The sequence below is a fragment of the Kitasatospora sp. NPDC036755 genome (genome assembly GCF_040636595.1).
GTDB lineage: Bacteria > Actinomycetota > Actinomycetes > Streptomycetales > Streptomycetaceae > Kitasatospora.
Genome location: NZ_JBEZUT010000031.1, coordinates 1 through 17,755 on the forward strand (window position 1 = coordinate 1; position 17,755 = coordinate 17,755).

A 17,755-nucleotide genomic window follows, 5' to 3' on the forward strand; every position below is an offset into this window, starting at 1 on the left:
CCGGCCGCCCGCCGCGCGGCCTCCTTCCCCCCCCCCCCCCCCCGCGCGGCGGCCCCGGCCCGGCCGCCGGGCGGCCCCCCCCCCCCCCGGCCGCTCGGCGGCCGCGGACTCGAAGGTGGTGGACCCGAAGGTGGTGGACTCGAAGGCCCTGGGGTCGAAGCCGCCGACCTCCGCCAGCGGGATCACCTCGAAGCGCAGGTGGGGGCTGAGCGGGTTCCCGTACAGCAGGGTGTTGAGCTCCTCGTGCGAGTCGACCCGGTAGATCAGCAGTCCGCCCGAGGCACCGACCCGGATCCAGTTGTGCCGGATGACACCCTTGTCCACCAACTCCTTGATGTACGCGAAGCCTTCGGGAAGCCGCCGACGGAAGTCGTCGGCGGAAATGCCGGTGGGGGACTGGGTCGCCAGGACCGCGAACAACGCCATCGTTCCTCCAGGACGGGGATCTCGACGTCCGAGTCTGGGCGGCCCCGGTCACCGATCGGTCGACGACCGCTGGAGCGGACGGTTCGGGGGAGACCACGGCACGTCGCCGGATGCTCGACCGGGCGCGGGCAGGCTCGGCCGGGTGAACTCCTCGCTCCCCGCCGACCGCCGGCCCGAGACGCCCTTTCCGCCCCCGCCGCGATGGCTCGTCACCGGGGCCGGCGGGCTGCTCGGGCACGAGGTGACGGCGGCGCTGGCCGCCGAGGGCGTGACCGCGGTCGCCCTGGACCGGCGGGCCCTGGACGTCACCGACCCCGACGCGCTCGTCGGGGCCTTCGCCCGGCACCGCCCCGACCTGGTGGTGAACTGCGCGGCCTACACGGCGGTGGAGGCCGCCGAGGCGGACGAGGCGCGGGCGCTGCGGGTCAACGGGGACGGGCCGCGGCAGCTGGCCGCACTGTGCGCCCGGCACGGCACCCGGCTGCTGCACCTGTCCACCGACTACGTCTTCCCCGGCGACGCCGACTCCCCGTACCCGGAGGGGCATCCGACCGCCCCGCGCAACGCCTACGGGCGCAGCAAGGCCGCGGGCGAGCGGGCCGTCCTCGCACTGCTGCCGGACCTCGGCGCGGTGGTCCGCACCGCCTGGCTGCACGGCGCGCACGGCCGCAGCTTCGTCGGGGTGATGGCCGAACGGGCCCGGGCCGGCCGGACCGTCGACGTGGTGGCGGACCTGGTGGGGCAGCCGACCTGGGCGGCGGACGTCGCGCGGCTGCTGCTCGCGCTCGGCCGGACCCCGGGCGCGCGGGGCGTCTTCCACGCCACCAACGCCGGCCGGGCCAGCTGGTACGAGCTGGCCCGCGAGGTGTTCCGGCTGGTCGGTGCCGATCCCGGCCTGGTGCGGCCGGTGCCCGCGGCGGCCGCACCAGGCCCCGCCCCCCGGCCGCGGTACACCGTTCTCGGCCACGACCGCTGGCACGAGGTGGGCATCCCGGCCCCCCGGCCCTGGCGGGAGGCGCTGGCCGAGGCGCTGTCGGCGGCGCCCCGGGAGGAAGCGGACCGGCCCCGCTGACGGCGGGGCCGGGTGCCGATCCGGCCGACTCAGCCGGTCCATGCGGCCCGCCGGTGCCGGTGGGTCAGCCCTTCGAGGACCGGGACCAGATCGGCGGGCGAGGGCATGGCCCCGATCTCGTCCCGGAGCCGCGCCGCCCCGCGCGCGAACGACGGGTCGTCGAGCACCCGGGTCACCAGCCCGTGCAGCTCCGCCGGGGTCAGCGGGCCGGTGCCGGACCAGCGCACTCCCGCCCCCGACCGCTCGATCAGCTCCGCCCGGGGGCGCAGGTCCCACAGGTCGTTGGGGACGACGACCTGCGGGACGCCGTGCACCAGCGCGTTCTGCGCGGTGCCGAAGCCGCCCTGGTGCACGATCGCGGAGCAGGACGGCAGCAGCGCGTCCAGTGGGACGAAGTCCACCGCCCGCACGTTGGCCGGCAGCGGGCCGGCCTCGGCCAGCTGCGCCGTGTCCAGGGTCGCCACCACCTCCGCGTCCAGCTCGGCCAGTGCCTCCAGCAGCACCTGCACGGAGGTTCGTTCGCCGCCCATCACCTCGCGGAAGGAGATCCCGAGGGTCAGGCAGACCCGGGGCCGGCGCGGTGGTTCGAGCAGCCACGGCGGCAGCACCGCCCGCCCGTTGTACGGGATGTGCCGCATCGGCACCCAGGGCAGGTCGGTGGGCGTGCGCAGCGCGGCCGGCGCGGGGTCGAGGGTCCACTGACCGGTCACCAGGTCCTCGCTGAACCCGCCGCCGTACCGGGCCGCCGTCCAGTCCAGCCACTCGGCGAGCGGGTCCTCGCGCAGCTCCCCGGGCCGGGCGGTCAGTGACTCCCGGTGCCGATGCCGCATCGTGCCCACCAGGTCCAGGCCGTAGAGCAGGCGCGCGTGCGCGGCGCCGGCGGCCCGGGCGGCGACGGCCCCGCCCATCAGCAGGGTGTCCCAGACGACGAGGTCGGGGCGCCAGCGCCGGGCCAGCGTGACCAGGTCGTCGACGGTCTCCTCGGCCGAGAAGTTCTGGAAGATGGCGGAGGTCATCACGGTGAACAGGCCGTCGAGGAAGTCGGGCGTCAGGTGCTCGGGCCGGTCCTCGGTCATCCGCATGAGCTCCTGGGCGTCGGGCGGGTCCGTCAGGCGCTCGGCCGCCCGCTCCTGCCGGCGCCGCAGCTCCGCCACGGACTCCTCCTGGGCGAGCGGCGGTCCCACGGCGGTCGCGGGCAGGCCGGCCGCGACGACGGTGTCCAGCAGGTCGGGCTGGCTGGCCACGCGCACCTCGTGGCCGGCGGCGCGCAGCGCCCACGCCAAGGGCACCTGGACGTGGAAGTGGGCCTTGGCGGCCACGGTCACAAAGAGCACTCGCATGGGGGTGAGCGTAGGAAGGCGGCCTCGACCCCACCTCGACGCGTTCTCGACCCCGTTCCCGGCCCGGTCCCCCGGGGGGACGTCACCGGGCGGGCAGCCACGCCTCGTCGTCGGTGGCGTGCGCCAGCACCCGCTGGAGGAGCTCGCGCAGGGTCTCGATCTCGTCCGGGTCGAGGTCGCCGAGCAGGTCCGCCTCCACTCGTGCGAGCGGGCCGTCGATCCGGGTCAGCATGTAGCGGGCCGTGTCGGTGAGTTCCAGCCGGCGCGAGCGGTCGTCGGCTCCGGGCCGGCGGCGCACGTGGTCGGCCTCGACCAGTTCGCCGACGAGCCGGTGCACCGACTGCCGGGCGATGCCGAGCTGACGGGCCAGGTCCGCCATGGTCAGCCCGGGTTCGTGGGACAGCTGGATGAGCAGGCCGTACTGGCGGACCGTCAGATCGTAGTCGTGCAGACGCTCGTCCACCCGGCGCGTCGCCACCGTGCTGGCCACGGCCAGGAGGTAGGGGATGTGGGTCCTCAAGGGCGGTTCACCTCAACCGGGGGAGCGGTGATCGTTTCCTCTCCGACGGTACGTCATGTCCCGCTGCGGTGACGACAGGGGCGGTGCTCGGCGACCAGGCGCTCCAGGACCGGCACCAGCCCCCGGGGGGCCGGCGTGCCGAGCAGCTCGGCCCGCACCCGGGCCGCGGCGCGCGCGAACGAGGGGTCCTCCAGGACCCTGGTCACCATCGCGCGCAGCCGGCTGGGGGTCAGCTTCTCCGGCGGGCAGGTCAGGGCCAGGCCGGCGGCCCGAGCCCGTTCGGCCCGCGGGGTGTTGCACCACATCCGGGCCGGCACCACGACCTGCGGCACCCCGTGGGCCAGCGCGGTGAGGAAGGTGCCGGCACCTCCGTGGTGGATGACCGCGGAGCAGCTCGGCAGCAGCTCGTTCAGCGGGACGAAGTCCACCGCGCGCACGTTCGGCGGCAGCGGCCCGATCGAGGCCAGCTGTTCGGAGTCGAGTGTGGCCACCACCTCCACGTCCAGGTCGGCGACGGCCGCGAGGAGGTCGCCGACCGACGCCTGGTCCCCGCCGACCACCTCGCGGAACGAGACGCCCAGGGTGAGGCAGATCCGGCGCCGGCGGGGCGGCTCGTCCAGCCAACCGGGCACCGCCGCCGGGCCGTTGTACGGCACGTAGCGGACCGGGACGCGGGGCGTGCGGAGCGGCAGGGCCAGGGAGGTGGGCACCGGGTCGATCGTCCACTGCCCGACCACCAGTTCTTCGTCGAAGCCGCGGCCCGGACCGGTCATCCCGTACCGCTCCAGGACCTGCCCCAGCCACTCCTCCAGCGGATCGTCCCGCAGCTCGGCCGGCCGCCGGCCGAGCACGGCCAGATAGCGCTCGCGGAGCAGGCCGACCAGGTCGAGGCCGAACATCAGCCGGGCGTGGGCGGCGCCGCAGACCCGGGCGGCGACCGGTCCCGCGAAGGTCATGGTGTCCCAGACCACCAGGTCCGGCCGCCAGTCCCGGGCGAACGCGACCAGGTCGTCGATCATCCGGTCCGGCACCGTGTTGCGGTGCACCAGCGGTGTCCAGGCGGCGAAGACACCGTGCAGGTGGTCGGCGGACAGCCGGGCCGGGCGGATCTCGCCCGGATCGAGGATCCGCAGCCAGGCGTCGTCGCGCAGTTCCGCCGGCAGTCCCGTCTCGTCGGGGTTCATCTTGGCCGCGACGTGCAGCGGTTCGCCGACCGGCACCGCGGTGAGGCCGGCCCGCGCGACGGACTCCGCCGCGTCGGGCTGGGTGGCGACGCGCACCTCGTGCCCGGCGGCGCGCAGCGCCCACGCGAGCGGCACCTGGGCGGCCACGTGGGTGGCGGCGGCGAACGGCTGGAACAGGACCCGCATCCGGGCGTTCCCCTCTCGGACGGGCCGGCGCGGTGGTCGGCGGTTCGGCGGTGGTCGGCCCGGATCTAGGTGAGCGAGAGGCCGCCGTCCACCGGCAGCACCAGGCCGTTGGCGTACCCGGCCTCGGGCCGGGTGAGCTGGACGATCCACCAGGCGATCTCCTCGGGGCGGGCGACCCGGCCGCTCGGTGTCCGGGCGGCGGTCTGCTCCAGGAAGGCCGCGTACCGCGGATCGGCGCCCGGGCCGCCCGGCGCCGGCTCGGGGGCGGTGTCGGTCACCCCGGGCGCGAGGCCGACCACCCGGATGCCGTGCGGGGCCAGTTCGACGGCCCAGGACCGGGTGAGGAAGTCCAAGCCGGCCTTGGTGGCCCCGTACAGGCTGTTCTCCGGCCAGGAACGCAGGCCGAGCGCGCCGGCCGAGCCGATGTTCACCACCGTGCCGGAGCGTGCGGCCAGCGGCGCGAGCGCGGCCCGGGTAAGCAGCACCGGCGCCAGCAGGTTGGTGTCGAGCTGGCGCCGCGCCTCGGCCCGGTCCAGGGCGTCGAGCGGGCGGTACCCCAGCGCGGCGGCGTTGTTGACGAGGACGTCGATGCCGCCGAGCTCGCGCACAGCGGCGTCGACGATCCGCTCCGGGGCGTCTGGGTCGGTGAGGTCGGCGACCAGGGTGTGGACGCCCGCGTGCCCGTCGGCGGCCTCGGCCAGGGTGGCCGCGGTGCGGCCGACGACGAGCACCCGGTCCCCGTGCGCGGTGAAGGCGCGGGCGGTGGCCCGGCCGATGCCGGTGCCGCCGCCGGTGACGACGATCCCGCGCGGGGCACCGGCCCCGGACCGGCCCGGGTGGTCGGTGTTCTCGGTTCGTGTGGTCATGCCGGACAGGATCGGGAGCGGGCCTCGCATCCGCCTCGACCCTCGCGCAGCGGCGGGGTGTGTCCGACGATTCCGGTCGGACTCGCGAATCGTCGGAAACGCCCCGGGACCCTGCGGTCAGCCGTCAGCCGTCAGCCGTCAGCCGTCAGCCGTCAGCCGTCGGCCGTCGGCCGCGAGCCCCGCCAGGTCGGCGGCGAGCTCGGCCGGGGTCGGGGCCGCCGCCACCTCATCGCGCAGCCGCCCGGCCGCGGCCCGGTAGGAGGGGTCGTCGAGCAGTCGCTCGATGCCCGACCTGATCGTCGCCTCGTCGGCGAGTTCCCCGGAGACGTGCAGCGCGGCCCCGGTGCCGGCCACCCGCTCGCCGGAGATCCGCTGCTCGGCGGCGAAGCTCGCGATGAACTGCGGCACCCCCGCCCACATGGCCGTCAGCGAGCTGCCGCCGCCCCCGTGGTGCACGACCGCCGAGGCGCCCGGCAGCAGGGTGGCCAGCGGTAGGCGCTCGGCCACCCGGACCGGGGGCGGCACCGTCCCGAGCTCGGCCAGGTCCCGGGCGGTGGCGGTGACCAGCACCTCCGCGTCCAGGCCGTCGAGGGCGGCGACGATCCGTGGGAGCAGGCAGGAGTCCGGCCCCGAGACGGTGGACAGCGCGGTGGACCAGGTGACGACGACCCGGGGCCGCTCCGGGCGCCGCGCGGTCCACGCGGGCGCGGACGCGGCGCCGTTGTACGGGACGAAGCGGACCGGCAGCCGTTCGGCCTCGACCGGCACCTTCAGCGACGCCGGGTTCGGGTCCACCACCCGCTCGATCATCGACACGTCGAACGCGCCCAGGCCGTACCGGGGGAACGAACCGCTGTGGTCGGTGGGGACGATCCGCATGTGCTCGGGGTCGTGCGGGCTCGCGGGCCCCCACAGGCACAGCGCCGACGGCACGTCGAGCAGCTTCGCCACCAGTAGCCCCTCCAGGCTCCCGGGGTCGTGCAGGACCAGCTGCGGCCGCCAGTCCCGGGCGTGGGCCACGGCCGCGTCGAAGCCGCGGGCGGCCTCCTCGGCGAGCCCCGGAGCGGTCCGGCTCTCGAAGTGCGCGAGGTCGAACGCGTCGAGCCGGTCCAGCCGGTCACCCGTCACCGGGTGGGGCGGAAGCCACGGGTACGGCCAGATCCCGGCCACCGCCTCCGCGTGGTACTGCAGCCGCAGCCGCAGGACCTCCGGCATCCCCGAGAGGACCGGCACGGGCAGCAGCCCGCACCGGGCGACCGGATCGGTCTGGGACGGGTCGCACAGCACCCGCACCTCGTGGCCGGCCGCCTGGAACGCCCACCCGAGCGGCACCAGCGCCGCGTACTGGGTGGGCCAGGACGACACGGTGAACAGCACCCGCACGGTCGGTCCCCCCGTCTCACTTCGCGCCGAGCGCGGTCCACACGTCGGCGTCCATCCACCGGGGCAGGGTGTCCTCCCCGTTGGTGCCCTTCTCGACGAAGACGATGTTGTGGTACGCGTGCACCCCGACCACGCTGCTCTGGGTGGGGGTGGGGTTCGTGACGGTGGGGTCCCGGTGCTCCCGGTGGTGCAGGTCGTCGATCAGCTCCTTGACCAGCCCGAGCGAGGTGTCCGGGCCGGCGACGCCGCCGGGGCTGCCGCCGAAGTCGGAGTAGTAGGCGGTCTGCAGGTCCTCGACGACGTACAGGCCGCCGGGCCGCACGTGCGGGAAGAGGGCCCGGAACGAGGTGCGCACGTGCTCGTTCAGGTGGCTGCCGTCGTCGATGACGATGTCGAACGGGCCGTGCTCCCGGGCCAGTTCGGTCAGGAAGTCGGGGTCGTTCTGGTCGCCGACCAGCGCCGTGAGCCGGGGCTCGGAGAGCGAGGTCTTGTCGTACAGGTCGAGCCCGAAGACGGTGCCGCGGGGGAAGTAGCGCTTCCACATCTTCAGCGAGCCGCCGCCGAGGTCGTCCTCGAACCCGCCGATCCCGATCTCCAGCACCCGTACGGGCCGGTCCCGGTAGCGGGCGAAGTGGTGCTCGTAGTGCGCGGTGTACCAGTGGAAGCTGGCCCACTTGTCGGAGCCGTACCGGATGGACAGCTCCCCGAGCTCCGGGGCGCGCCCGGTGCAGCCGGCCATCAGGGTGGCGGTGGCCTGGGCCGCCGCGCGCAGCACGATGTCCATCTCGCCGAGGAGTTCGCGCAGTCGACCGGGGTCCTCGGGGGTGGGCATGAAGGTGTTGTGGAAGTCCCCGGTGCGCGGGGAGTCCACCGGCCCGAAGAGCCGGCGGAGCAGCCCCGCGGCGGTGAAGGTGATCCGCGAGCGGACCTCGGCGGACTCCTCGGCGACCAGGCGGACCGGCTCGTCGCGCACCACGCGCAGCGCGGCCGAGTGCCGCTCCCCGCCGTGGGTGAGGTCGAGCGCCACGTCGACGGGGGCGGTGTTGGCCGGCTCCGGGCAGCGGAACCGCACCTCGTCGACGAGCACCCGGGCCACCTCGGACAGGCCGACGTCCTTCAGCAGGGCGTCGATCTCGTCGTCGGAGCCGGCTCCGGCTCGGATCAGGCGTCGGATCAGGGCGTTCTCTGCGGCATCCACCATGGCGGCGTCCCATCGGTCCACGAAGCGGTCCCGACCACCGTCGAGGGAACGCCTGGAGAGTGGCTCGACCGCCGCTGAACGCCGCCGGGCCCCGGCCTCAGAAGTCCGCGCGGTGGTCGGCCACCCACTGCGCGAACGTGCGGGCGGGCCGGCCGGTGACCCGCTCGCAGGTCGGCCCCACCGGGACGTCCACCGGGTCCTGGAGCAGCCAGTCCACGGCCTCGGCCGGCATGCCCTGGCCGAGCCACAGTTCACGGGCCGCGGGCACGGTCAGCTCCTCGAATCCGATGTGCCGGCCGAGGACCTCGCCGAGCACCCGCACCTGCTCGTGCTTGGACAGCGACTCCGGGCCCGCGAAGGCGTACGCCCGTCCGGCGTGCCCCTCCGCCAGCAGGGCGGCCAGCGCCACGTCGGCGATGTCGGCCTCGTGCACCGGGGCGCTGCGGGCCGCCCCGAACGGGGCGCGGACGGTGTTCTCGGCCCGGATGGTGGGGGCCCACCAGGACAGCAGGTTGGTCATGAACTCGCCCGGCCGGACGTGCGTCCACTCCAGTCCGGAGGCCTCCACGGCCCGCTCCACCACGCTGTGGTGGTCGCCGCTGTAGTCCCCGGCGGCGTACTCGGCCGCGATCGAGGAGAGCACGACGATCCGCCGCACCCCGGCCTTGGCGGCCCGGGCGGTGAACTCCTCCGCGGTACCGGGGAGCGGGAACAGGAAGGCCCGGTCGACCCCGGCGAGGGCCGCGTCCAGGCTCGACGGATCCGCGAGGTCGCCGCGGACCACCTCCACTCCCTCGGGCAGCGTGGCGCGCTCCGGCGTGCGGGTCATCGCGCGCACCGGCACGTCCGCCGCCAGCAGGCCCGCCACCACGTGCCGGCCCACGTTGCCGGTGGCTCCGGTCACCAGAACGGTCATGGTTTCGTCTCCTTCTGCTTCTTCTCGGGTACTGCGCTTCGTCGTGTTCAGGGGGCTTCGGGCGCGGCTTCCGCCGCGACTTGAGCGCCCGTCGAGCGGCCGTTGCCATCGTCGGGGCGCCTACGTACGTTCCACGTCACGATCCGGGAGGAACCATGAGCGGCACGGATGGACGGGTGGCCGTCGTCACCGGTGCGACCAGCGGGATCGGCCTCGCCGTGGCCCGAGCGCTGGGCGCCGGGGGGCTGCGGGTCTTCCTCTGCGCCCGGGACGGTGCGGCGGTTGCCGACACCGTGACGCTCCTGCGGGAGGAAGGGGTCGACGCCGACGGGCGGAGCTGCGACGTGCGTTCCACCGAGGAGGTGGACGCCTTCGTGCGCGCCGGCGTCGACCGGTTCGGCCCGATCGACGTCCTGGTCAACAACGCGGGCCGCAACGGGGGTGGGGCCACCGCCCAGTTGACGGACGAGCTGTGGCTGGACGTCGTCGACACCAACCTCACCAGCGTGTTCCGGGTGACGAGGGCCGCCCTGACCAGCGGCGGCATGCTGGACCGCGGCCGGGGCCGGATCGTCAACATCGCCTCCACCGGCGGCAAGCAGGGTGTGGTGCTGGGAGCCCCGTACTCGGCCTCGAAGCACGCCGTGGTCGGTTTCACCAAGGCGCTGGGCCTGGAACTGGCGAAGACCGGCATCACCGTCAACGCGGTCTGCCCCGGCTACGTGGAGACGCCGATGGCCGAGCGGGTCCGGGCGGGCTACGCCGAGGTGTGGGGCACCACGCCCGAGGCGGTGCTCGAACGGTTCGAGGCGAAGATCCCGCTGGGCCGGTACACCACGCCCGAGGAGGTCGCGGGGCTGGTCGGCTACCTGATCACGGACACGGCGGCGCCGATCACCGCCCAGGCCCTCAACGTGTGCGGCGGGCTCGGCAACTACTGAGCGCGGCCAGGTCACGGCAGCTCGTCCCAGTCCCCGCCCCCGCCCCCGTCCCCGGCGCCGACGTCCGGGTCCGGGGGCGCGGGCGTTCCCTTGAGCTCGTGGAAGCCGGGGGTGCCGGCCAGCAGTAGGGCGGCGTCCCACAGCCGGCCCGCCTCCTCTCCGCGGGGCACGCGGGAGAGGACCGGCCCGAAGAAGGCCACCGGAGGACGTCCGGGCCGTGCCGGGTCGGTGACGGCCACCACCGGTGTGCCGGCGCGCGGGCCCAGCAGGCCGAGGGCTTCGGCGTGCGAGGCGCGCAGCGCCGCGTCGTGCGCGGTGGAGGTGCCGGCCGCCGCAAGGGCGGCCGGCAGACCGGCGGCGACCAGCGCCGTGGCCGGGTCGGTGATCCAGCGCCGGCCGCTGCCGGCCCACAGAGCGCGGTGGAAGCGGACCAGGGCGTCCTGGCCGTGGGCCTGCCGGACGGCGGTGGCGATCCGCACCGGCACCAGGAGGTAGCCCTCGGGGTCCCCTTCCGGGTCGTCGTCGCGGCCCTCGTTGAGGAGCGCCAGGCTCATCAGGTGCCAGCGCGGAGCCAGCGGGCGGACCAGTGCCGCCTCCCGTAGCCAGCGGGAGGTCAGCCAGGTGTAGGGGCAGGCGGGGTCGAACCAGACGTCCACGGTGCGGGCGCCGGGGCCCGGCGCGCTGCGGTCGGTCACGGTGGCTCCCTCGGAGGATGTGATGCTTCGTCAGGGGCGGGTACTACGCTGAGGCGTTGCGCATGCCGCGGATCCCGGCCGCGACGCCCAGCATCGCGATGGCGCCGGCCGCGAGGAATCCGTACAGGACCACCGATTCGGTCAACTGACCGTCGAACAGGGCGCGTTCGGCCTCGACCACGTGGGTCACCGGGTTGATCCGGCTCAGCACGTAGAGCCAGGTCGGCGCGGCCGCCTCGGTGATCGGCAGCAGCACCCCGGAGAGAAGCAGCAGCGGGAAGAAGACCACCTGCTGTACCCCGTAGAACAGGGTCTGCCGGCGGCGGGAGTGGAGCGCCAGGGTGAAGGACAGCGCGCCGATGCCGACGCCGAAGACGCTCAGCAGCACGAGCCCGGCCAGGGCGCCCGGCAGGTGCAGCCGGAAGTCGGTCGGCAGCAGCAGGAGGAGGATCAGCAGGGCCTGGGTGAGCAGGACCACGACCTCCTTCAGTGTCCGGCCGACCAGCATGGCGGCCCGGTTGAGCGGGGTGACGAGCAGCCGCTCGAATGCGCCCGAGGAGATCTCGCCCAGCAGCGAGGCGCCCGACCCCGCGGTGGCGGACAGGCCGAGCAGGACGAGCATGCCGGGGACGAACCACTGCCAGGGTGAGCCCGCGCCGGCCGGCCCGCCGCCCGCGCCCGGGCCCGAGTTGGAGAGCAGCGGCGCGAAGAGGGCCAGCAGCAGGAACGGCAGCATCATCGTGAAGAGCAGGCCGACGGGCTGGCGCAGTTCGGGCTTGAGTTCGCGGGCGAACGCGGTGCGGGTGTCGGTGAGCACCTTCATGGTCAGGCTCCCTGGTGAGGGGTGGTCGGGATGCCGGCGTCGGCGCTCTCCCGGAGGGTGCGGCCGGTCAGGGTGAGGAAGACGTCGTCGAGGGTGGGGCGGGTCAGCCGGGTGCTGTGCACCCGGATCCCGGCCGCGTCGAGGTCGCGCAGCAGCTCCGGCAGCCGGACGTCGCCGTCGGAGGTCCGGACCCGCACCTCCCGGTCCTCGACGGTCACCTCCCGAACGGCCCGCAGGGTGCGGGCCCGGGTGGCGGCCGGGCCGGTGTCGGCGGGGTCGGAGGTCGTGAACGTGATGAGGTCGCCGGCGAGTTCGGCCTTGAGGCGCTCCGGGGAGTCGTCGGCGATCACCCGGCCGTGGTCGATGACCAGCACCCGCCCGGCCCACAGGTCGGCCTCCTCCAGGTAGTGGGTGGTGAAGACGATGGTGGTGCCGAGGTCCTTGTGCAGGCGCAGCACGTGCTCCCAGATGTTGGCGCGGCTGTGCGGGTCGAGCCCGGTGGAGGGCTCGTCGAGGAAGAGCAGGTCCGGTTCGTGGACGAGGGCCATGGCGATGTCGAGCCGGCGGCGCTGGCCCCCGGAGAGGGTGCCGACCGTCCGCCGGGACAGCCCTTCCAGTTCGAGGGCGTCCAGCAGGCGTTCGGCCCGGGCGTGCGCCTCGGTGCGGCCCAGGCCGTACGCGCGGCCCTGGGTGACGAGTTCGTCCATGACCCGGAAACCGGTGCCGGCGCTGTTGCCCTGGCCGAGGTAGCCGATCCGGCGGCGCACCCCGGCCGGGTCGGTCACCACGTCGTGCCCGGCGACGGTGGCGGTGCCCGCGGTCGGCGGGAGCAGGGTGGTCAGCATCCGCAGACTGGTGGTCTTCCCGGCGCCGTTCGGGCCGAGGAAGGCCACCACGGAGCCGGCCTCGATGTCGAGGTCGAGACCGCGGACGGCTTCGACGGTCTCTCCCTTGGCGCGGAAACTTCGGGTGAGTCCGCGGGTGTGGATCATGAGGTCTCCCGTACGGGGGCGTGGAGGGGCACGGAGGTCACGGCTGCCGGGCGGGGCCGGTCGGAGCGGCCCCGGGCAGGCGGAGGAGAAGTCGGCTGCTCCGGGCTCTTGACTTCTGAGAGCTTAGAAGCGTCAATAACGTCACTGTCAGCGCCGCTGACAGTTCTCTTCCCACCCTCGGAAGCTCGTTCGAGCGCGCCGCGTACCAGCGACCCTCCACCGGCCCGCCAGCGACGGACCCCAGGCTGACCGCCGACGGACGATCGGCCGCAGGCCGCACGGGAAGGTCGGTGAACCCCATGGCAGGACTCACGCGCAGACGGTTGATGGAGCTCTCGACCATGGCCGGGGGAGCCGCGCTGCTCGGTGCCCCGGCCGCCGCCACTCCGGCGGCCGGAGCGCGTGCCCCCCTGGGGCCGGTGGTCCTCGGCCCGGACGACCCCCGCTACACCGAACTCACCACCCGCGGGCACAACGGCCGCTTCACCGGCTCCCCGGACGTGGTGCACCTGGTCGGCTCGCCCGGGCAGGTGGTCGCCGCGGTCGAGCAGGCCGCCCGGGACCGCAGGCGGATCGCGGTCCGCAGCGGCGGCCACTGCTTCGAGGGCTTCGTCGACGACCCGGCCGTCCGGGTCCTGATCGACGTCTCCGAGATGACGGACGTCTCCCACGACCCGGAGCGGCAGCTCTTCGCCGTCGCGGCCGGCGCCACCCTCGGGCGGGTCTACCGCACGCTCTACCTGGGCTGGGGCGTGACCCTGCCGGGCGGCAGCTGCCCCGGCGTCGGGGTGGGCGGCCACGTCGCGGGCGGCGGCTACGGGGCACTGTCCCGCCGGTACGGGCTGGTCGTCGACCACCTGTACGGTGTCGAGGTCGTCGTCGCGGACCGGTCCAGCCGGGCCCGCCAGGTCACCGCCACCCGGGACTCCACCGGGCCCGAGCGCGAGCTGTGGTGGGCCCACACCGGCGGTGGAGGAGGCAACTTCGGGGTCGTCACCCGCTACCTGTTCCGGTCGCCGGGCGCCGCCGGCGCGCCGGGCGACCTGCTGCCGAAGCCGCCGACCGCCGTACGCTCGGTGTCCCTCGGCTGGCAGTGGCAGGACCTGAACCAGGAGGCGTTCGCCCGGCTGCTGCGAGCCCACGGGGACTGGCACCAACGGCACGCCGGTACGGACACGCCCTACGCCGACCTGTCGAGCGGCCTCACCCTCGGCCACCGCGCCGCCGGGCGGGTCTCGGTGGACGCCGCCCTCGACGCCTCCCGCCCCCGCGCCCGGGACCTCCTGGACGCCTTCGCCGCCGAACTGACCGCCGCGGCCGGCGTCCCGCACACGGCGACCACCACCGAGACGCCGTGGCTGAAGTCGGTGCTGGGCGTGGTGCAGTGGCCGGGCGGCGCCCGGTTCAAGTCCAAGTCCACCCTGCTGCGCAAACCCTGGTCCGACCGGCAGATCGCGGTCCTGCACGACCACCTGAACCGGGGCGGCGAGGAGTTCGCCACCGCCGGCGTCTACCTCACCTTCCTCGGCGGACGGATCAACACCGTGCCCCAGGACGCCACCGCCCTGCCCCACCGGGACAGCCTGTTCAGCGTCGTCCACGAGACCCTGTGGGGCGAGCCGGAGCAGACCGAACGCCACCTGGCCTGGGTGCGTGGCCTCTACCGGGAGCTGCACGCCGACACCGGCGGCGTCCCGGTGCCGAACGAGGCCAACGGCGGTGCCTACGTCAACTACCCGGACACGGACCTCGCCGACCCCGGCTGGAACACCTCGGGCGTGCCGTGGAGCGCCCTCTACTACCGGGACAACCACCGGCGGCTGCAACGGGTCAAGGAGCGCTGGGACCCGCTGGACCTGTTCCACCACGACCTGGGCGTCCGGCCGGCCGGCTGACGGACGGCGATGGGCCCGGCCCAGCGGTTCTCGAGTCACCGACCAGAGCCGGCCCCGACCCTGGCTCCGCTGACCGACAGCGGAGCCGGAGGAGGACCATGTCACGTCCCGGAACCCACTACACCGAACACTCGATCACCGTGTCCGCGTCCCCGCGGCGCGTCTACGACCTGATCGCCGACGTCGGCCGCTGGCCGGAGACCTTCCCGCCCACCGTGCACGTCGAACGCGTCGAACGGGGCGACACCGGGGAACGCATCCGGATCTGGGCCACCGCCAACGGCGAGGTGAAGACCTGGACCTCGCGGCGGCTGCTGGACCCCGGCCGGCTCAGCGTCCGCTTCCGGCAGGAGGTCTCCCAACCCCCGGTGTCCGCCATGGGCGGGGAGTGGATCGTCGAGCCGCTCACCGACACCGAGACCAGGGTGCGTCTGCTGCACGACTTCCGGGCCGTCGACGACGGCGCCGAGAACGCCGCCTGGATCCAGCGGGCGGTCGATCACAACAGCGGCGCCGAACTGGAGGCCCTGCGCGCCGCCGTCGAGCGCGAGGAGGCCGGGGCCGGCCCGGTGCTCACCTTCGAGGACACCGTCGCCTTCGACGGCGACGTCAAGGCCGCCTTCGCCTTCGTCGACGAGGCGCACCGCTGGCCCGAGCGGCTGCCGCACGTGGCCCGCGCGGAGCTGACGGAGGATCAACCCGGCCTCCAGGTGCTGGAGATGGACACCCGGGCGCCGGACGGATCCACCCACACCACCCGGTCCGTCCGGATCTGCTTCCCGCACGACCGGATCGTCTACAAGCAGCTGCGCACCCCCGCGCTGATGACCGCCCACACCGGGCAGTGGCTGTTCCGGGCGGACGGTGAAGGTGCCCGGATCACCTCCGTGCACACCGTGGTCCTCGACGAGGAGGCCGTGCCGGCCGTCCTCGGAGCGGATGCCACCCTCGCCGACGCCCGCGCCTTCGTGCGCGACGCGCTGGGCCGCAACAGCACCACCACCATGGAGCACGCCGTGGCGCACGCCGGCCGGCCGCGGGCGTAGCGCGACCAAGGGTGGGGGGAGGGCCGGGACAGCCGGCCCTCCCCCCACCCGTCACTCAGGCCTTCGGGCCGCCGAGCACCGCCTCGGACAGCCAATCCACCGCGTCGGGATAGGTGAACGGGTGCATGAACGCGCCCGCCCGCACGTCCCGGTAGAGCCGCGACAGCGGATGCGCCCCCGCGTAGGAGGCGCCGCCGATCACCACCAGGCAGTCCGAGACGATGTCGGGTGCCAGCCGGTTCACCATCAGCTTGGCGCACTGGAAGTCGGCCATCATGCGCCGCCCGCGCTCCGCCGGATCACCGTCGAAGCCGTACGCCAGCCAGTCCGCCACCGACAGCGTGCCTGCCACCGTCGTGCGCAGCGCGTACAGCCGGGCCTCGATCTCCGCGAGCAGCGTGCGCGTCGCGGCCGCCGCCGCCGAAAGCCCGCCCCGCTTGGCGAGTTCGGCCACCACGACGTCCCGCGCCGCCTGCGCCACCCCCGCGTAGATCCCCAGCATGGTGATCGAACTGACCGTCTGGCCCGCCAGGGACGCGTCCGACTGCTCCCCGACCGGCCCGCGCAGGAACACGTCCCCGGCCCGGATCGGACAGTCCTCCAGTACGACGTCCACGGTGCCGGAGGCCCGCATGCCCAGCCCGTCCCAGTTGTCCAGGACGGTCAGGCCCGGGGTCCCGCGCGACAGCACGGCCGCCGCCGAGCGGGCCACACCGGCCACCTCCACCTGCGCCGAGACGACGAAGTCGGTCGCGAACGGCGCCATGCTCGCCAGGGTCTTGCGGCCGGTCAGCACCCAGCCGCCGTCCGGGGCCGGCCGCAGCCTGGTCGCCACCCGGCCGCCGGGGGCGTCCTTGACGGTGGTGCACACCACGGCCTCGCCCGAGCCCATGCCGCGCAGCAGCCGCTCGGCCAGCGCCCGCGGCCCGTCGTCGCCGTGCCGCCACTCGTGGGTGAAGGTCAGCCCCCGGCTGAGCTGCATGTGCAGTGCCAGCGCGGTCGACGCGTCCGCCTCGGCGACCGTCGTCAGAGCCAGGGCGACGTCGTGCAGGGAGGTGACGCCCAGACCGCCCAACTCCCGCGGCACGGTGGCGCCGAGCACGCCGCCGGCGCGCAGGGCCGCGAACACCTCGGTGCGGAAGGCCCCCTCCCGGTCGGCCGGCCGGGCGCCGTCCCGGATCGCGGGCAGGTGCCCGGTGAGCCGGTCCAGCAGGGCCCGGCCGGCTGCGGTCCTCGGTGTGCGCAGATCCGCCGTGACCGCCCGGTATCCGTCGTGTGTCGCCATCGCGTTCCCGCTTCCTTCGCTCGATATCCGGCCGCCCGGTGCGATCGGGACGGCCTCGATGATGTCCGGTGCGGTTCGACGACCGTTCGAGAGTCGCTGCCCGTCCCGAAAGTCCCCGTCCCGTACCGGAGTTCGGCCGGTCCGGCCGGTCAGGCACCGGTCTCCCGCAGATAACGGTCCAGCGCCCGCCGGTGGTAGCCGGGCCCGAAGGGGGGCCCGGCCGACCCGGGCACCAGCCGCCGCAGCTTCGCCACCGACGGGCAGTGCGAGAAGGCGCTGTCCCCGCCGCCGACGAGTTCCTCGGCCGCCTCCAGGCCCAGTCGCCGCTTCAGGTGGGCCACCAGATCCCGGACGTCCACGCAGTCGCCGGAGGCCACGTTCACCGTCTCGTTGCGCACGCCCGCGGCGAGCAGCCCGTCCACGAGCCGGACGAAGTCCGCCACGTGCAGCAGGTCGCGCCGGGCCCCCGGGTGCACCCGGACCAGCCCCGTCCTGACCTGCGCCAGCAGGGTCGGCACCAGCCGGAAGTCGGGCTCGTGCGGCCCGAGGACGTACGCCAGGCGCAGCACCAGGTGCTCGACGCCGGACTCCCGGATCACGGTCTCCAGGGCGTGCTTGTGCCGGCCGTAGCGGGTGCTGGCGACGATCGGGTCGTCCTCCCGCCCCCGGCAGCCCGGGCCGCCGTACATGCTCACCGTGGAGAGGAAGACCAGCAGGTCACCCCGGTCGCGGCAGCGCGCGACCGTGTCCCGCACCAGCGCGGCCTCCCGCTCGTGCTCGGAGTCCGGCAGGTGCTGGCGGGGTACGCCCGCGGCCAGCACCGTCACCCCGGGGTAGGCCTCGCGCAGCGGCCGCAGGTACCGGGCGATGAATCCCTTGCCGATGATGTCCATGACCGCGTCACGCTAGGGCGTGGGTGCCACGCCCCCCTCGTGCCCGGCTCGACAGCCCGCCCGGACCCGGCCACGGGAAGTCGAGGGGTGA

17 protein-coding genes are annotated in these 17,755 nt (G+C 74.7%); 4 read left to right on the forward strand and 13 right to left on the reverse strand.

All coding sequences use genetic code 11. From position 1 onward, the window contains the following. Positions 1–426: muconolactone Delta-isomerase family protein (locus AB0E96_RS07335; protein WP_359819692.1), on the reverse strand; the 426-nt coding region annotated here is incomplete at its 3' end. Positions 427–568: 142 nt separating this feature from the next. Between AB0E96_RS07335 and rfbD the strand changes: the two genes are divergently transcribed. Beyond that, a complete protein-coding gene (rfbD, locus tag AB0E96_RS07340; RefSeq protein ID WP_359819694.1) occupies positions 569–1,498 on the forward strand; it encodes a dTDP-4-dehydrorhamnose reductase in 930 nt (309 codons plus the stop codon). 29 nt (positions 1,499–1,527) lie between these two features. Here rfbD and AB0E96_RS07345 read toward each other — a convergent pair whose 3' ends face one another. From AB0E96_RS07345 to AB0E96_RS07375, 7 genes are all read right to left on the reverse strand, one after another. Further along, positions 1,528–2,838 carry an activator-dependent family glycosyltransferase gene (locus AB0E96_RS07345; protein WP_359819697.1) on the reverse strand — a complete coding sequence of 437 codons (1,311 nt, stop codon included), beginning with the start codon at positions 2,836–2,838 and terminating at the stop codon, positions 1,528–1,530. 82 nt (positions 2,839–2,920) lie between these two features. Then, positions 2,921–3,358, reverse strand: a complete 438-nt coding sequence (locus AB0E96_RS07350; protein ID WP_359819700.1) for a MarR family transcriptional regulator — start codon at positions 3,356–3,358, stop codon at positions 2,921–2,923. A 53-nt stretch (positions 3,359–3,411) separates the two neighbouring features. Next, positions 3,412–4,728 (reverse strand): activator-dependent family glycosyltransferase, encoded by a 1,317-nt coding sequence (locus tag AB0E96_RS07355; protein WP_359819703.1) that lies wholly within the window; start codon positions 4,726–4,728, stop codon positions 3,412–3,414. A gap of 65 nt (positions 4,729–4,793) precedes the next feature. Beyond that, complete coding sequence (locus AB0E96_RS07360; RefSeq protein ID WP_359819706.1) at positions 4,794–5,594, reverse strand: SDR family oxidoreductase; 801 nt, start codon at positions 5,592–5,594, stop codon at positions 4,794–4,796. 138 nt (positions 5,595–5,732) lie between these two features. Continuing rightward, entirely contained in the window at positions 5,733–6,977 is a 1,245-nt protein-coding gene (locus AB0E96_RS07365; protein ID WP_359819708.1) for a nucleotide disphospho-sugar-binding domain-containing protein, read from the reverse strand. A 16-nt stretch (positions 6,978–6,993) separates the two neighbouring features. Further along, positions 6,994–8,178: a class I SAM-dependent methyltransferase gene (locus AB0E96_RS07370; RefSeq protein WP_359819711.1), complete on the reverse strand. Its 1,185-nt coding sequence runs from the start codon at positions 8,176–8,178 to the stop codon at positions 6,994–6,996. A 97-nt stretch (positions 8,179–8,275) separates the two neighbouring features. After that, positions 8,276–9,094, reverse strand: coding sequence for an NAD(P)H-binding protein (locus tag AB0E96_RS07375; protein WP_359819713.1), 819 nt, complete (start codon positions 9,092–9,094; stop codon positions 8,276–8,278). 155 nt (positions 9,095–9,249) lie between these two features. Between AB0E96_RS07375 and AB0E96_RS07380 the strand changes: the two genes are divergently transcribed. Beyond that, positions 9,250–10,035 carry an SDR family NAD(P)-dependent oxidoreductase gene (locus AB0E96_RS07380; protein ID WP_359819715.1) on the forward strand — a complete coding sequence of 262 codons (786 nt, stop codon included), beginning with the start codon at positions 9,250–9,252 and terminating at the stop codon, positions 10,033–10,035. Positions 10,036–10,046: 11 nt separating this feature from the next. On the opposite strand, the gene AB0E96_RS07385 is transcribed toward AB0E96_RS07380, so the two are convergent. The 3 genes from AB0E96_RS07385 to AB0E96_RS07395 are packed head-to-tail and all read right to left on the reverse strand — an operon-like array spanning position 10,047 to position 12,545. Continuing rightward, positions 10,047–10,730 carry a DsbA family protein gene (locus AB0E96_RS07385; protein ID WP_359819717.1) on the reverse strand — a complete coding sequence of 228 codons (684 nt, stop codon included), beginning with the start codon at positions 10,728–10,730 and terminating at the stop codon, positions 10,047–10,049. 43 nt (positions 10,731–10,773) lie between these two features. Next, the gene (locus AB0E96_RS07390; protein ID WP_359819720.1) at positions 10,774–11,553 is read right to left on the reverse strand and encodes an ABC transporter permease; all 780 of its coding nucleotides are present in this window, start codon (positions 11,551–11,553) and stop codon (positions 10,774–10,776) included. A 2-nt stretch (positions 11,554–11,555) separates the two neighbouring features. Beyond that, complete coding sequence (locus AB0E96_RS07395; RefSeq protein WP_359819723.1) at positions 11,556–12,545, reverse strand: ATP-binding cassette domain-containing protein; 990 nt, start codon at positions 12,543–12,545, stop codon at positions 11,556–11,558. A 299-nt stretch (positions 12,546–12,844) separates the two neighbouring features. On the opposite strand from AB0E96_RS07395, the gene AB0E96_RS07400 reads away from it, so the two are divergent. Both AB0E96_RS07400 and AB0E96_RS07405 read left to right on the forward strand, forming a co-directional pair. Next, on the forward strand, positions 12,845–14,440 hold the full coding sequence (locus AB0E96_RS07400; RefSeq protein ID WP_359819726.1) for an FAD-binding protein: 1,596 nt from the start codon (positions 12,845–12,847) through the stop codon (positions 14,438–14,440). Between the two features lie 98 nt (positions 14,441–14,538). After that, positions 14,539–15,486 (forward strand): aromatase/cyclase, encoded by a 948-nt coding sequence (locus AB0E96_RS07405; RefSeq protein ID WP_359819728.1) that lies wholly within the window; start codon positions 14,539–14,541, stop codon positions 15,484–15,486. A gap of 55 nt (positions 15,487–15,541) precedes the next feature. Here AB0E96_RS07405 and AB0E96_RS07410 read toward each other — a convergent pair whose 3' ends face one another. Then, positions 15,542–16,771, reverse strand: a complete 1,230-nt coding sequence (locus AB0E96_RS07410; protein WP_359819731.1) for an acyl-CoA dehydrogenase family protein — start codon at positions 16,769–16,771, stop codon at positions 15,542–15,544. A 149-nt stretch (positions 16,772–16,920) separates the two neighbouring features. Then, positions 16,921–17,664 carry an NAD-dependent epimerase/dehydratase family protein gene (locus AB0E96_RS07415; RefSeq protein WP_359819734.1) on the reverse strand — a complete coding sequence of 248 codons (744 nt, stop codon included), beginning with the start codon at positions 17,662–17,664 and terminating at the stop codon, positions 16,921–16,923. Positions 17,665–17,755 lie beyond the last annotated feature (91 nt).

Excerpts from the sequence above, each read along its gene's own strand:
- AB0E96_RS07345 (WP_359819697.1), bottom strand. The coding sequence starts at position 2,838 with ATGCGAGTGCTCTTTGTGACCGTGGCCGCCAAGGCCCACTTCCACGTC.
- AB0E96_RS07355 (WP_359819703.1), bottom strand. The coding sequence starts at position 4,728 with ATGCGGGTCCTGTTCCAGCCGTTCGCCGCCGCCACCCACGTGGCCGCC.
- AB0E96_RS07360 (WP_359819706.1), bottom strand. The coding sequence starts at position 5,594 with ATGACCACACGAACCGAGAACACCGACCACCCGGGCCGGTCCGGGGCC.
- AB0E96_RS07370 (WP_359819711.1), bottom strand. The coding sequence starts at position 8,178 with ATGGTGGATGCCGCAGAGAACGCCCTGATCCGACGCCTGATCCGAGCC.
- AB0E96_RS07375 (WP_359819713.1), bottom strand. The coding sequence starts at position 9,094 with ATGACCGTTCTGGTGACCGGAGCCACCGGCAACGTGGGCCGGCACGTG.
- AB0E96_RS07380 (WP_359819715.1), top strand. The coding sequence starts at position 9,250 with ATGAGCGGCACGGATGGACGGGTGGCCGTCGTCACCGGTGCGACCAGC.
- AB0E96_RS07390 (WP_359819720.1), bottom strand. The coding sequence starts at position 11,553 with ATGAAGGTGCTCACCGACACCCGCACCGCGTTCGCCCGCGAACTCAAG.
- AB0E96_RS07395 (WP_359819723.1), bottom strand. The coding sequence starts at position 12,545 with ATGATCCACACCCGCGGACTCACCCGAAGTTTCCGCGCCAAGGGAGAG.
- AB0E96_RS07400 (WP_359819726.1), top strand. The coding sequence starts at position 12,845 with ATGGCAGGACTCACGCGCAGACGGTTGATGGAGCTCTCGACCATGGCC.
- AB0E96_RS07405 (WP_359819728.1), top strand. The coding sequence starts at position 14,539 with ATGTCACGTCCCGGAACCCACTACACCGAACACTCGATCACCGTGTCC.
- AB0E96_RS07410 (WP_359819731.1), bottom strand. The coding sequence starts at position 16,771 with ATGGCGACACACGACGGATACCGGGCGGTCACGGCGGATCTGCGCACA.
- AB0E96_RS07415 (WP_359819734.1), bottom strand. The coding sequence starts at position 17,664 with ATGGACATCATCGGCAAGGGATTCATCGCCCGGTACCTGCGGCCGCTG.